14 protein-coding genes and 3 pseudogenes are annotated in these 13,996 nt (G+C 59.2%); 10 read left to right on the forward strand and 7 right to left on the reverse strand.

Going from position 1 to position 13,996, the window contains the following annotated elements; translation table 11 throughout:
• The first annotated feature begins 974 nt into the window (after nt 1–974).
• The 5 genes from F8N21_RS31535 (at nt 975) to F8N21_RS25565 (ending at nt 5,564) form a co-directional block, all read left to right on the forward strand.
• Entirely contained in the window at nt 975–1,541 is a 567-nt protein-coding gene (locus F8N21_RS31535) for a methyl-accepting chemotaxis protein (RefSeq protein ID WP_412071676.1), read from the forward strand.
• Entirely contained in the window at nt 1,538–2,185 is a 648-nt protein-coding gene (locus F8N21_RS25550) for a hypothetical protein (RefSeq protein WP_224788292.1), read from the forward strand. Before F8N21_RS31535 ends, F8N21_RS25550 begins: the two co-directional genes overlap by 4 nt.
• A 354-nt stretch (nt 2,186–2,539) precedes the next feature.
• Nucleotides 2,540–3,826: a CmpA/NrtA family ABC transporter substrate-binding protein gene (locus F8N21_RS25555; protein ID WP_150644777.1), complete on the forward strand. Its 1,287-nt coding sequence runs from the start codon at nt 2,540–2,542 to the stop codon at nt 3,824–3,826.
• A gap of 14 nt (nt 3,827–3,840) precedes the next feature.
• Entirely contained in the window at nt 3,841–4,692 is an 852-nt protein-coding gene (gene ntrB / locus F8N21_RS25560; protein ID WP_150644778.1) for a nitrate ABC transporter permease, read from the forward strand.
• Between the two features lie 80 nt (nt 4,693–4,772).
• Complete coding sequence (locus tag F8N21_RS25565) at nt 4,773–5,564, forward strand: ABC transporter ATP-binding protein (protein ID WP_150644779.1); 792 nt, start codon at nt 4,773–4,775, stop codon at nt 5,562–5,564.
• Between the two features lie 458 nt (nt 5,565–6,022).
• Here the strand turns inward: F8N21_RS25565 and F8N21_RS25570 are convergent, their stop codons facing one another.
• Complete coding sequence (locus F8N21_RS25570; protein WP_150644780.1) at nt 6,023–6,343, reverse strand: helix-turn-helix domain-containing protein; 321 nt, start codon at nt 6,341–6,343, stop codon at nt 6,023–6,025.
• Between the two features lie 58 nt (nt 6,344–6,401).
• On the opposite strand from F8N21_RS25570, the gene F8N21_RS25575 reads away from it, so the two are divergent.
• A complete protein-coding gene (locus F8N21_RS25575; protein ID WP_412071675.1) occupies nt 6,402–7,502 on the forward strand; it encodes a TonB-dependent receptor domain-containing protein in 1,101 nt (366 codons plus the stop codon).
• A 181-nt stretch (nt 7,503–7,683) separates the two neighbouring features.
• Nucleotides 7,684–8,220, forward strand: a pseudogene (locus F8N21_RS25580) (alpha/beta hydrolase); the annotation flags it as partial.
• On the opposite strand, the gene F8N21_RS25585 reads toward F8N21_RS25580, so the two are convergent.
• Entirely contained in the window at nt 8,192–10,003 is a 1,812-nt protein-coding gene (locus tag F8N21_RS25585) for an ABC transporter ATP-binding protein (protein WP_150644781.1), read from the reverse strand. The pseudogene F8N21_RS25580 and the gene F8N21_RS25585 overlap by 29 nt on opposite strands.
• A gap of 227 nt (nt 10,004–10,230) precedes the next feature.
• On the opposite strand from F8N21_RS25585, the pseudogene F8N21_RS25590 reads away from it, so the two are divergent.
• Nucleotides 10,231–10,443 (forward strand): annotated as a pseudogene (locus F8N21_RS25590) (VOC family protein); the annotation flags it as partial.
• A gap of 156 nt (nt 10,444–10,599) precedes the next feature.
• Here the strand turns inward: F8N21_RS25590 and F8N21_RS25595 are convergent.
• The 4 genes from F8N21_RS25595 to F8N21_RS30590 form a co-directional block, all read right to left on the reverse strand.
• Nucleotides 10,600–10,794, reverse strand: a complete 195-nt coding sequence (locus F8N21_RS25595; RefSeq protein WP_150644788.1) for a hypothetical protein — start codon at nt 10,792–10,794, stop codon at nt 10,600–10,602.
• A 672-nt stretch (nt 10,795–11,466) separates the two neighbouring features.
• Nucleotides 11,467–11,676 (reverse strand): hypothetical protein, encoded by a 210-nt coding sequence (locus F8N21_RS25600; RefSeq protein WP_150644782.1) that lies wholly within the window; start codon nt 11,674–11,676, stop codon nt 11,467–11,469.
• A gap of 185 nt (nt 11,677–11,861) precedes the next feature.
• Nucleotides 11,862–12,047, reverse strand: coding sequence for a hypothetical protein (locus F8N21_RS25605; RefSeq protein WP_150644783.1), 186 nt, complete (start codon nt 12,045–12,047; stop codon nt 11,862–11,864).
• Nucleotides 12,048–12,187: 140 nt separating this feature from the next.
• Nucleotides 12,188–12,424 carry a hypothetical protein gene (locus tag F8N21_RS30590; RefSeq protein WP_191624407.1) on the reverse strand — a complete coding sequence of 79 codons (237 nt, stop codon included), beginning with the start codon at nt 12,422–12,424 and terminating at the stop codon, nt 12,188–12,190.
• 283 nt (nt 12,425–12,707) lie between these two features.
• Here F8N21_RS30590 and F8N21_RS25610 point away from each other — a divergent pair, with 283 nt between their 5' ends.
• Complete coding sequence (locus tag F8N21_RS25610) at nt 12,708–12,941, forward strand: hypothetical protein (RefSeq protein WP_150644784.1); 234 nt, start codon at nt 12,708–12,710, stop codon at nt 12,939–12,941.
• Nucleotides 12,942–13,123: 182 nt separating this feature from the next.
• Here the strand turns inward: F8N21_RS25610 and F8N21_RS31135 are convergent.
• Nucleotides 13,124–13,477: pseudogene (locus tag F8N21_RS31135) on the reverse strand (histidine phosphatase family protein); the annotation flags it as partial.
• A gap of 102 nt (nt 13,478–13,579) precedes the next feature.
• Here F8N21_RS31135 and tnpA point away from each other — a divergent pair.
• A complete protein-coding gene (tnpA, locus tag F8N21_RS25620; RefSeq protein WP_150644785.1) occupies nt 13,580–13,915 on the forward strand; it encodes an IS66-like element accessory protein TnpA in 336 nt (111 codons plus the stop codon).
• Nucleotides 13,916–13,996: the final 81 nt, after the last annotated feature.

The following is a 13,996-nucleotide window of genomic DNA, read 5'->3' on the forward strand; positions in this document are numbered from 1 at the left end:
CGTTGATCGCCTTTTCTGCCTTCACCGCCTGCCAAGTGAAACCAGAATGAGGGCTGAAGAAAAACCGCATAAGCCTGTCCCTCTGCTGATCCGGTTTTTACTGCAAGCGCGCGCCAGGCCCGTCACTGATCATGGCGATCGAATGGAGTCGGCCTTTTCACTGCATGGGTGACACGCTTGCTTAGCACCAGCGGCGAAGGCTGGCAAACAACTTGCTTAGGCCTGATCAGGCTCGAGCCATCAACGACGATGGTTTCGCGAATATCACGGGCAACGGCGTCCGCTCCCCTGCGCATTGCGAAAGGTGGGCGTGCGCCGTTTTTGCTTTCATCCCGGCATAAAAGGAAATCCTCATGTCTGCTCAAGGAATCCCTGCGGGTCATGCCATTGCTACTCTGCACAGCGCTGTCGGTAAGTCATGCCCTGCTGGCTTTGCACTCAAGGCATTGTTTGAACCCGGTATGGCTCTGCTCGAACGCAGCAGGATCGGCCTCTGGTTACCCCTCGGACTGGCCCTCGGCGCCTGTGGTCTGGCACTGGCCGAACAGCCCGCAAGCGCACTGACCCTGATACCTGGCGTCCTTTACCTGGGTTGCGCCTGGCACCTTCGCGAGCGCCATCAACGCCATCTACAGACATTCTGGAACACCGAACTGGCACGGCTGCTACGCAGCTCCCGGGATGCCGACCCGGCGACGCTACTGGTGGCCGCCAGCATGCAGCTGCGCAACAGCGAACGCTTGCGCAGCGAAGTACAGTTCGCCAGCCGTGCCCTGCAGCAGATGGCCCGGCAGGCCCGCGACCAGGGTGAGGAACAGAGCCAACGGATCGCCATGATCGCTGCCGCCAGCGAGCAGATCGATCAGACCTTGCACAGCATCGATGCCTTGGCCCAGGGAGCGCTGGCGGCCTTCGCCAACGCCCATGCCCAGAGCGAAGCCGGTTGTCTGGAGGCGCGCTCAGTGGGTGGCAGCATGCTCGCCATCCAGCACAGCCTGGGCAATACCGCACAGGCCGTGGAAGCGTTGCTGCAGCGCACTAGCGCAGTGGAAAGCACCGTCAATAGCATCCAGGCACTGGCCAGGCAGACCCAGTTGTTGGCGCTCAACGCTTCCATCGAGGCCGCCCGCGCTGGCGAACACGGTCGAGGTTTCGCCGTGGTCGCCGCCGAGGTCCGCAGCCTGGCCCAGGCCACCGACCGGGCTACCCACGAAATCACCACGGCCGCGACGGCGATTGCCACGGCAGTGCGCCAGGTGGATGGCGAGGTCAAAGAGCACCGCGCTTTGCTGGAAGCCGGTAGCCAACAGAGTGAGCACCTCGCCGCCAACCTCGATGACCTGGCGCAACGCAGCCAGACCAATCTGCAACACCTCGGCGCCATGCAACAGGCGCTCAGCGAGCACCAACAAGCCAATCATGCCCTCAGCGAACAGTTGCAACAGGTCAATGGGGCCGTGCAGGAGCAGAGCACGCAGACCCATGCACTGCACGACCTGACCCGCTATCTCAACCAACTCACCGTCGGGAGCCCCCCATGAACCCACAATTCGTCACAGCATTCGATCGCGGGCAACCCCGCCGGACCCCGTTGCCACGGGGTGACTCTGGCCTGCGACAGGCGCTCTTGCTGGGCCTCGACCTGCTGCAAGGCCTGCAGCAGCATCGCGGACTCGGCGGACAGACCAGCCCTGAGGCTCGGCAGCGCTGCCGGGCGCTGGGTGACTCGCTCGATCAACGCTGGAGGGACTGGCCGTGCTCCCTGCAACGCCAGGCCTGGCAGGCATTACGCCGCGACCCGGCGGATTTCGAAGGTCATTGCCAGTCGATACAAGACTTGCTCGGCACCCTCCAACACCTCGAATTGCATCGCTGTGCCCTCAGTCTGCAGCCCCCGGTCATCGCCGAGCGTTGCTGGGAACTGGAAGACCTGGGGCGACTGCGCGGCCTGGCGGTGCGCGCCGCCGCCCATCGGAGTTGCCCATTGGACATGCTTATTCAATTGCAGTACCTGCACGAACACTTGATCAAGCATGCCCCCCGCTCGCTGCTCGACGCTCTCGAACAGCTGCAACGCGGGCTGATCGGCCCGCCGATAGTGTCCATTACCCCCGCGCAGTGCTACGCCCTTCTCACTCCACTGCTCGATGAACGCTTCGACGCTATCCGTCGGGATCTGCGCTAAGGAGTATTTCTATCCACTTCGCAACGGTGCGCAGGAGAGCTGTTTTAGTTCACCTCGCACCTCAGCCGCCCAACAAACGCTCAGTGCTTCACTTCCCCGGCTCTGCGCGCTCTCGATATCTGTTGATAGGACATCACCGAATCATTCCAAGTCTTTGTTTATATTATGTTTTTAGCGCATGCAAAAAAGTCGGGCAGAAACCTGGCAAGCCCTTTGCTACTACTGATTAACAGATTCATGCAGGACGCCAATGGCGGCGTGCTGCACTCCCGGACAACGGCGTCCGTCAGATTCCTCAATCGAGGGTACCTGGCGCATGCCGTTTTTGTTTGCCCTGAAAAAAAGGATGTGGCTATGACTGATGAGTGTGACTCGCAACACCCGGTGCACCCCGGCCGGCGCACCTTCCTGAAGCAATCCCTGGTAGCGGCAGGCACTGTCGCCGGGATCACCGCCCTCGATCTGGTCACACCGGGCTTCCTGCGCAGTGCGGTCTGGGCCGCCGGCAGCGATGCGCCGGAGAAAGCTACGCTGAAGGTCGGTTTTATTCCGCTCACCGACTGCGCATCAGTCGTGGTCGCGGCAACCCAGGGTTTCGGCGAAAAATACGGTCTCACCATCACTCCGAGCAAAGAGGCATCCTGGGCCGGCGTGCGCGACAAACTGCTCAACGGCGAACTGGATGCTGCCCATGTGCTCTACGGTCTGATCTATGGCGTGCAACTGGGCATCGGCGGGCCGAAGACAGATATGGCCATGCTCATGGGGCTGAACCAGAACGGCCAGGCGATCACCCTCTCCAGGCAGTTGCAACAAGCTGGCGTAACCAATGGCGAACAACTGGCGGCCAAGGTCAAGCAAGGCGGCGCCCCACTGACCTTCGCCCAGACATTCCCCACCGGCACCCATGCCATGTGGCTCAATTACTGGCTCGCCAGCCTCGGCATCAACCCGATGAGCGAGGTCAAGACCATCGTCGTGCCACCGCCGCAGATGGTCGCCAACATGCGCGTAGGCAACATGGACGGTTTCTGTGTCGGCGAGCCCTGGGGAGCCCGGGCAATCTCCGACAACATCGGCTTCACCGCCCTTACCAGCCAAAAACTCTGGCCGGATCATCCGGAAAAAATCCTTGGCACCACCCGTGCCTTCGTCGAGCAATATCCCAATACCGCTCGGGCGCTGACCATGGCGGTGCTCGATGCCAGCCGATTCATCGAGGCCAGCGAGCAGAACAAGCGAAACACCGCCCAACTGATCTCCGGCAAGGCCTACGTGAATGCTCCCGTCGAAGTGATCGAACAACGCTTCCTCGGCCACTACGAGGACGGGCTGGGCAACAAATGGACGGACAAGCATGCGATGTCCTTCTGCAAGGACGGCAGCGTCAACTATCCCTACCTGTCGGATGGCATGTGGTTCCTCACCCAGTTCCGCCGCTGGGGCCTGCTCACGGAGGACGTGGACTACGCCGGCGTGGCCAGGTCCATCAACCAGACCAAACTCTACGGCGAAGCCGCCAGCCAGCTTGGCCTGGCCATACCGGGCAGTCCACTGCGCACTAGCACCCTGATCGACGGCAAGGTCTGGGACGGCTCCAATCCGGCCGCCTATGCCAACTCCTTCACCATCAAAGCCTGACCGGAGCAACCGCCATGAACGCACCCCTCAAGTTGCCAGCGCCGCCCACCGCTGCGGCGAAAACCCAGCCAGAGCGTCGCTCACCCCTCCTGAGCGGGTTGCGTCAACGCGCCAGGGATGGCATTGCCCCATTATTAGGTATCGCTCTGTTCATCGCCGTCTGGGCGTTGATAGCGGCGCGTAGCGAGGGTCTGCCCGGCCCGCTGGCTACCTGGTATTCGGCCCTGGAGCTGTTCAGCGACCCGTTCTACGACAACGGTCCGAACGACATGGGCATCGGCTGGAACGTGCTGGCCTCCCTTGGCCGGGTCGGCATCGGCTTCGGCCTCGCCGCCCTGCTCGGTATCCCGCTGGGCTTCGCCATCGGCCGCTTCGCCTTCCTCGGCGGCATGTTCGCGCCGATCATCAGCCTGCTACGTCCGGTCTCGCCGCTGGCCTGGTTGCCGATCGGCCTGCTGGTATTCAAGGCCGCCGGCCCGGCGTCGATCTGGGTGATTTTCATCAGCTCGATCTGGCCGATCATCCTCAACACCGCCGCGGGGGTCGCCAGCGTGCCGCAGGATTATCTGAACGTCGCGCGGGTGCTCAAGCTCAGCGAGTGGAAGGTGTTCACCCATATTCTATTTCCCTCGGCGCTGCCGCACCTGATGATCGGCATTCGCCTGTCCATCGGCGTGGCGTGGCTGGTGATCGTTGCCGCGGAAATGCTCACCGGTGGTGTCGGCCTGGGCTTCTGGGTGTGGGACGAATGGAACAACCTCAACGTCGAGCACATTCTCATCGCCATCATCATCGTCGGTCTGGTCGGCCTGCTTCTTGAGCAGGGCCTGCTGTGGATCGCCAAACGCTTCGACTACACCAACTGAACCGACACGCACAGGTAAGAACCAGGCGCGGGTGAATGGGTTGCCCGCACCTGACGCTTATCTGATGGAGGAGAACCGAGATGACAAAATTCGTCGAGCTGACCCAGGTCAGCAAACACTTCGACACCAGGAAAGGTTGCTTCCAGGCCCTCAGCAACGTCAACCTGAGCGTCGCCCGCGGTGAGTTCGTCTCGCTGATCGGCCATTCCGGCTGTGGCAAATCCACAGTGCTGAACCTGATCGCCGGTCTGCTTGAAGCCGATGGTGGCGGGTTGATCTGCAACGGCCGCGAGATCGACGGTCCCGGCCCTGAGCGCGCAGTGGTGTTTCAGAACCACAGCCTGCTGCCCTGGCTGACTTGCTTCGGCAATGTGCACCTGGCCGTGGAAAAGGTATTTGGCAAACGCGAGAACAAGGCCGCGCTTAAGGCGCGCACCGAGGCGGCGCTGGCAATGGTCGGTCTTGACCATGCCATGCACAAGCACCCCAACGAGATTTCCGGAGGCATGAAGCAACGTGTCGGCATCGCCCGCGCGCTGGCCATGGAGCCGAAAATCCTGCTGATGGACGAACCCTTCGGCGCGCTCGACGCACTCACCCGCGCGCACCTTCAGGACGAGCTGCTGCGTATCGTTGCAGCGACTCAGAGCACCGTAGTGATGGTGACCCATGACGTCGATGAGGCCGTGCTGCTCTCCGACCGCATCGTGATGATGACCAATGGGCCGGCGGCCACCGTCGGCGAGATCCTCAGTGTTCACCTGGCAAAACCGCGCAACCGCCTGGTGCTGGCCAACGACCCCGAGTACCACCGCTATCGCACGACGGTCCTCGAGTTCCTCTACCATCGCCAGCGAATGCCGGCGGCTTGAGAACAGAGTCCGAGGAAGCTCCCGGCAAGAGGAGCAAGTGACGTCAGGATTACTGTCTTTCATCTGCACATACGAAAAAGCCCGCACAAGGCGGGCTTTGAAATTCGAGTAGGTGGCCGGCGCTGGTCCCCGGCTTACAAGGTTTATCAGGACTCTGACAGAAGAGGTTTGAGTTCTTCTGCTTCACACGGCATAAGGGCTGGATCTCATCGAGGAGATCTTTCTAACCGTGTACCCTTCGGAACGTGCCCCACGTCTCCTTGCTATCCTCTTGCGCATCAGTCTGCGTCTTCACCTACAACTTCAGAATAGCAAAAAGTCCGACGCCCTGGCAGGGCTTTTTTAGAACGATTTTGTTCAGAAGAAAGAACGGCAGGAGGGAAAAATACTATCGCCAGCCGGACAGTTCCGATGCCGTTCGAACTCCGCCCGTTAGCGGACGACACCGGGCTTTGCCATCAGCATTCAGACAGTGAAGTAGCGAGCTGCGCGAGCGCATCCTGATCCACTCCGTCCAGAGTGCGATAGTGCCTGATGATGACAGCCTCCTCATCAGACAGCGTCTCGGCAGTCAGCGCGGTTCGCTCACCGGTGAGCACGTAGAGCACATCTACGCCCTTGAGCCGAATGGCCATCAGATAGTCCGATTTTGGTAACCGCTCACCATTTTCATAACGTCCTTGGGCATTCGCAGCGACGCCACCGATTGCTCCAAAGTCGTGCTGGGAGAGTCCTAGCATCTTGCGCGCCTCTTTCAAGCGCTCGCCGAATCGGTCCATGTGGGAATACCTCGATGGGAGTGCGTATTACCACCATACGCCTATATCCAGACCGCCGATGTATTCGTTTGCGTGTACTGACGAGTTCTGGAAGCGGCAACCTTGGCGGACCTTACGGCTCAAGGGTGATCAGAGCTGGTCGAGATTGCCCTTTCAGAACGAACGCGTCAGTCAACATGGCGACCGCTACAACGTCGACGGCCTGGTCTACACCCCGACCGGCCAGCGCTACGCGTTCGGCCCGGACATTGAAACCAACACCACTGCGCTCTTCGCCCAATCCAGTTGGGACATCGGCGACTGGACCCTGCGCGGCGGCGCCCGCCACGAGTGGATCCACAGCGATGTCGCCGACAGCGTCGCCTTTGGTGGCATCTGGCAAGCCGGGGTGGCCGAGGAGCTGCCAGGCGGCACCTTGAAGTACGAAGACACCCTCTACAACCTCGGCGCGGTCTACCACATCAGCAGCGCCCAGGATGTGTTCGTCAACTTCAGCCAGGGCTTCTCGCTCCCCGATATCCAGCGCTTCCTGCGTGACGTGCGCGCCAGCTATGACATCCACGACCTCAACGCTCAGGCGATCAAGGTCGACAGTTACGAACTGGGCTGGCGTGGTGACTGGGACTCGCTGCAGGCCAACGTCACACTGTTCGAGAACCGTTCGGATGTGACTCAGTACTACGACTCCGTCACTCGAGCGCAACGCCTGATCGACCAGAAGGAACGGGTGCGCGGCGTCGAGACCAGCCTGACCTACCACCTGGATCAAGCCTGGTCCCTGGGCGGAACCTACGCCTGGACCAAAGGCGAAACCCGGCAGAACGGCGAATGGCTCGACCTGCCGGCCACCCGCATCTCGCCGGCCAAGACCACGGCCTTTATCGCCTTCGACCAGGACGACTACAACCTGCGCCTGCAGGCCCTGCGCCTGGAAAGCTACGACGCCGGCTTCCAGGATGGCAATGGCCGCAAAATCGAAGGCTACACCACCGTCGACCTGCTGGCCGGAGTGGCGCTGCCGGTTGGCAAGCTGGAGATGGGTGTCTACAACCTGAGCGACCGTAACTATGAAACGCTGTACATGCAGGCCAATGCGGCAGCGCCTTATCCCCATGCGGAAGGGCGGCGGTTGGCGGTCAGTTATGCGGTGGATTGGTAAGGGGGGTCTGCTGATATCTACACATCGTTTAGGGGCTGCCGAATACTGTGGCGAGGGAGCTTGCTCCCGCTGGGCTGCGCAGCAGCCCTGAAAACAGGTCGCTGAGTTCTTTCTGAAAGACCGCAGTAGGTCTTATTGGGGCCGCTGCGCAGCCCAGCGGGGGCAAGCCCCCTCGCCACAGAAAATCCTGCAACCGGACGCGAGCAAACGGCTGATCTACGGCCACTCACTCGGTGGCGCGGTGGCGATCGATCTGGCGGCCGAACTGGGCCAGGCCGCGGCAAAAGACCAGACCCCGGTGCCCGCCCGAGGGTTGGTCATCGAGTCCACCTTCACGTCCCTGGCCGATATCGCCACGGCCGTCGCCAACACCTCTCTGCCGGTACGTTGGCTGCTGTCGCAGAAATTCGATTCCATCGACAAAATCGCCGGAATTCACATGCCGTTGCTGGTGGTCCACGGGATGGATGACCGCTACGTGCCGCCGCGTTTCAGCGAGCAATTGTTCAACGCCGCCCTTGAGCCCAAGCGTCTGTTACTGGTGCCCGGTGCGACCCACAACAACAGCTTGAGCCTGGGTGGCCCGGCCTATCGCAAGGCGCTGGAGGCCTTGATGCAATCGCAGCCGCCAGCACAGGTCGCCGGGCCGGCGGTTTCCCATAGCTCCCGGGACTCCCAAGCCCTCTGGCCTAGCGGTAACCCCGGGCCTGCAAGCTGAACAACTGCGCATAACGCCCGCCCGCGGTGACCAGGCTGTCATGGTCGCCTCGCTCAAGAATCGACCCCTGATCCAGCACGATGATGTGGTCGGCATTGCGCACGCTGGAGAAACGGTGAGAAATCAGCAAGGTCATCCGGCCTTCCGTATGCTGACTGAAATGTTCGAACACCGCCGCTTCCGCCGCCGGGTCCAGCGCCGCAGTCGGCTCATCCAGAATCAGGATATCGGCGTTGCGCCGCATGTAAGCGCGGGACAAGGCGATCTTCTGCCACTGCCCGCCAGACAACTCCTGGCCACCGGCAAACCAGCGCCCTAATTGCGTGGCATACCCTCGATCCAGTCCTGCGATGAACGGCGCGGCCATGCCCTCGGCCGCCGCTTCCTGCCAGCGCTGTTCATCGTTGAAAGCCAGGGTGTCACCGACTCCTATGTTCTCGCCCACCGAGAATTGATAACGAATGTAGTCCTGAAAAATCACCCCGATACGCCGCCGCAATGCATCCTCCTGCCACGCCTGCAAATCGCTGCCATCCAGCAGAATACGCCCCTGATCGGGACGGTACAGCCGGGTCAGCAACTTGATCAGCGTGGTCTTGCCCGAACCATTTTCCCCCACCAGCGCCAGGCTGCGACCCGGCACCAGGTGCAGGTCGATGCCCTCCAGAGCGGCTCGACTGGCACCCGGATAACGAAAACCGACGTTCTCGAAGCGCAGACCATCGCCAGGCACCGCGCCCACCGTGAGAGTTCCACTATCGGCCACCACGGGTTCGGCCAGGTATTCATAGAGACTCGACAGGTAAAGACCATCCTCATAGAGACCGCTGATGGCGCTCAAGCTGCTGCTCACCGCCGTCTGCCCCTGCTTGAACAACACCAGATACATGGTCATCTGCCCAAGGCTGATGCTGCCGTGAACGGTATCGACCACCACCCAGGCATAGGCCAGATAAAACGCGCCGGTCCCCAGCAGACCCAGGACAAATCCCCAACCATCCCGGCGCAGCGTCAGGCGCCGATCTTCGGCGTAGAGACGGGCGAAGGTCTCGCGATAGCGCTGCAACAGCAACGGCGCAAAGCCGAACAGCTTGACCTCTTTGATATAGCCCTCATGGGAGAGCAGCGTCTCGATGTAATTCTGCTGCCGACTCTCCGGTGCGCGGCGGGTGAAGAGTCGGAAAGCGTCTCCGGAAAAATGCGCTTCGGCAAAAAACACCGGCAACGCACCGACCACCAACAGCACCAGCGCCCAGGGCGAAAAATGCACCAGCAACACGCCGAAGCTGATCAACACAATCAGGTTCTGGATCAGCCCCAACGACTTCATCACCAGCGCCAACGGCCGGGTCGAAGCTTCGCGCCGCACCCGCACCAACTTGTCGTAGAACTCGGAATTCTCGAACTGCACCAGCGATAAGGTCTGGGCTTTCTCCAGAATCATCGTGTTGACCTTCTGCCCCAACTGCACCCGCAACAGCGACTGCTGCACCGACAGTGCGCGCTGGGTCCCGGACAGCAATGCGAGCACACCCGCCTCAAACAACACATAACGCACCACCGGCCACAACGGCGCACTGCCCTGCTGCGCGTGCAATTGCATGGCGGCGACTACCGCATCGACAATCCGCTGCCCCAACCACGCCGCCAGCGCCGGCAGCACCCCGGCGATCAGCGTCGCCAGCACCAGCCCCAGAAACAGCCCGCGGGACGTTCCCCAGACCAGCAACAAGGCGCGTCGCGCCTGGTCGAGCAGCGAGGCGAAACGGGAAAGGACAGGCATAGGGCGATGGACTCGGCAGGCGATAAGCGCAGTGGGTGGTGCAATCTCAACATTGACTCATGGTACTTCAGCTCAGCGAGCACAAGAGGCGATAAGCCTCGCCACCCCGATAAAAAAAACATCTGAAAAAACCCCGCCGCTTGCCGCGTTTTAGCGCTTTGCTACCGGGGTCAACGCCCATCGGGATTCGCAGACGAGCTGGACGCCGAGTCGATGTGCCCCTCTTCTCGGATACCACACCGGATCGCCCGACCAAGGGCATGAGCGGTTGTTCGGTTTCGTTGAATGTCGACAGTGTGGCCGAGGCGGAGCGGGTATTTGGGGCGCTGGCAGACGGAGGCAGCATTGAAATGCCGTTGGAGGCCACGTTCTGGGCGGCGCGTTTCGGGGTCGATCGGTTTGGCGTGTCGTGGATGGTCAATTGCGAGAAGGATCAGTGAAGCAGGTTTGAGCAGGTCGGGGGAGCCACATCCCGGATGATTACGAGTGGGTCGAACACCGCTGTGATCATATCCAGAGCCATCACGGCCACTGCTTCATAGACGGTCATGGTGGCTCCAGATATGAAGAGCCTGGTGTCCTGGATCGGCTCCTGGTTATTTTCTGGTTTCCATCATCTTGTCAGCGAGCGCTTTGGCCCTTTCAATCAACAGATTCTGCCTGTCTTCGTGAGTGGCCCCTCCTACAACCGGTGCTGTCAGATTGCTTTCCGCGATCAGCGCAGCACAGAAGTATTGATCCCAGATAGCTCTATCCTCGGAGGTCTGATTGGTCATTTGGTCGGAGATCATATACGGCTCCTTTTGATGAAGTAGCACCGCTATTTTACGCCCGAATCGCCACCAACCCATGCCGGCGATCGCGGCGTGGACGAGCTTGCCGAGCATGCCGTCCCTTACCTTCGCGTCCGACACACAGCAGATCGCCCACAGCACTACAAGATTGCCGGCGATCGAGTTGATAAAAAAAATCCCCGCTCACTGGCGCGTTGATAGCTCCGTGCTACGGTTCAAGTCTGCTCAATAAAAACGGTGCGTGAAAAATGCTGAGATCACGATGGGTTGAATCTGGACTGTATGAAGCAGAGAGCAAATCTGGAAAGCGTTACACGATTGTGGCGGAAACTCGTCAACTCAGTTTCGACACAAATGAGTCAACTTCAACTTCGTGGCGCAACGGCCCGATTTATTACCGCACCCTGGATCATAAGCCCGTCTTTTGGGTGAGCAATCAAGAGTTCACGATCGTACATACCGGTGAAATCGTTACGCGACTTTAAATCTGCCATCTTGCGAGGGGGGTCTTCCTGACCGCCTCGCTTCCTCCAGTAGCCCAGCATTGAACGCCACCTTCCAAAAACGAAAAAACCCGACGCAGTGGCCGGATACTCTCTGGAATAACGGTGCAAGTTGTCGAAGGCAAAATACTAAGTATGACGAATGGTGCCGTCAGCCGAGCGGAACTCAATCCTTATAAATCAAAACAAAATCTTCAGCGGAAACAGACTCGTCCCTGCCTAAAAAAACCACTGGAACTCCCTGGAAATTCCCTCTGAAAAAATCAGCACTGGTCGTGATCGCTTCCGTAGCCCGCTGCGACCATATCTGTAGCTGAGTCACTTTCTTACCTTCAAGCGTTGACTGCGATAGAGCGCACAATATTTTTTCTTTCATGCTGCCTCCTTCATTAGATAGATCATCGCTGCAACAGGGCTTGGCGCCATCCGGTCGATAGCCTCGCAGCTCTCAAAGCATAGCTGGATAAATCCTTCCCATCCCACCCCGGATGGGGGGTACCAGACGCCTGAAAGAAGCACCAAAATGCGCCTGCGGATGGCTGAATTTCAGGCTATAGCGGCTCAAGACTCATCGGCCAGCCGGAACTGGATTTCTACTGGCGCGCCAGGCGCCTTGATTTCATCGACCTGCACATGTCGAGCACCGCACTCGGTGCAATCGAAAGCCTGGCGGCCGATGTCCTTGTCGTAATGCATGTCGACCTCGGTGTCTTTACCGCATTTCTGACACACGAATTTCACAGTCATGGCTGTTACTCCCGCTTCAGAGGAATGCTCATCCTGAGCCACCGTATTTACCTGAGTTTTAACTAACCACAAGGTCGAACGATTCGAGGGCGAATGAACTTCGCCAGATCGTTGGCGCCGGTCCCATGACTGTAATAGACCTATCGACCTAGCCACCTGAACGCAAGATCAGTACCACGGCGCATGGCATCTCCAAATGTCGGCCATTCGCCAATTTCCTCGCCGAGTTTTGCGTAACCGTGTTCCTCCTTGATCCAAATCGTAATTCCGACAGGCGACATGCTGTCAGGGTCGCCCCAGATAAAGTCTATCTTCGCAATATCTCCGTTTGGATGGAGGTAATCCACGGGATAAGGTCTTTCTATATTCGAATGCATGGCAATCCCTCCAACCGATCTCGCGTCAAAATTCAGAAATAGCCCACAGTTTTCATTCACGCCAATCGGCTGCGACCGAGGGGAAAGAGGTGTTGCCATTCGGCCAGCGCCGAGCCAAGGGGAGCAGCAGGCTCGAATGAGTCCCTCTTATTTTGGGCGTTGCCAAAACAAGAGGCTTAGAGGGCTTTGGGGGAATTGTCGGTACAAAAGGCGCCGCACGATGGCGAGATGTTGTCGCAGTGCTATCGTTTAAAATCCCACAACCGATATGGAGATCAGTTATATGGCTACTCGCCTTCAAGAAACCAATCGCTTCGAAGCAGTAGGCAAGTCTGGGCAGAAATACACGATTATTGAATCAACGAGCCAGACCGCACAGGACGCCATGAATGGCGGCGATCGCGGATGGACTAACGGATCAACCTATCTGCGCGCATTACATTTTGGCCCTGTCAGCCAAATCAGTGATTCCGAGTTCCTGATTTTTCTCAGCGGAGAAAAAGTGAAGAGGCTTTGAGTGCCCGCTGAGCTCGCGTCAAACCCCCTAGGTTACAAAGGGGTGGATGGCGACCGCTTGATCAAGACCATTCAAGAAGCCTTTGGCCTCAGCTAAATCATTTTTTCCGCACGGTATCAGATGCATTGATAGCGTGCGGAAATTTGGTATTTTCCCGGAGTTGCCTGGTACCCACTTACGCCTCAACCATGACTCGTTCGGTAGGTTGTAGCACTCCAGTATCGATTGCCGCTACTGGCATGGCGAGTCCATCCATCAGTTGCAAGCTGCTTTGCGATCATTCGGTTCATGAAGCCATGACCGAGCAGAAGAACTGAACCTTCACCGCTAAGGGACTGAAGCCGTTGCGCGGCCTCAATGGCACGCACTTTCGTCTTGCGGGCAGACTCCACATTCCCGGAGAAGCCGCACAGCCACAAAATACGAAGAATAAATGCCCATGTGAATGGTGAAAATCGCGGCAGCGCCCATCGTCCATGGGGTAACTGGGCCTCGCAAAAAATTTCATCCACGATGTTAGGTATAAGGCCCAAGGTAAGCGTCCGGCCAACACACCTTCCTGATCGCAACGCTTAGGGCGAAGGTGTCCACCTAAATTTAAGTGGACACCATTTCTAGCCTTTTTAAGCGGACGCCCCATGCCACAAGAACGTCGCTCCTATTCCAAATCCTTCAAGGCCCAGGTCATTGCCGAATGTGCGCAGCCTGACACCTCGATTGCCAGTGTTGCTCTGACCCACAACCTCAACGCCAACCTTGTCCATAAGTGGATTCGGGTGCATGAACAGAAAAACCTGGCATTGCAAACTGCCTTTATTCCGGTCAAGGCATCGACATCGACATCAACATCGCCTCAAACTCTTGCTGCCACTATCCGCATCGAAGTCCCCCACTCGAGGGGTGCGGTCGTTGTGAGTTGGCCGGCGGATAATGCCGCGGCGTGTACCGCTTTTCTCCGCGACCTACTGCGATGATCCGCATCGACTCCATCTGGCTCGCCACCGAGCCCATGGATATGCGTGCGGGCACCGACACCGCGCTGGCGCGGGTCGTGG

Origin of the sequence: Pseudomonas fluorescens (assembly GCF_902497895.1) — a bacterium.
GTDB classification, from domain to species: domain Bacteria; phylum Pseudomonadota; class Gammaproteobacteria; order Pseudomonadales; family Pseudomonadaceae; genus Aquipseudomonas; species Aquipseudomonas fluorescens_BP.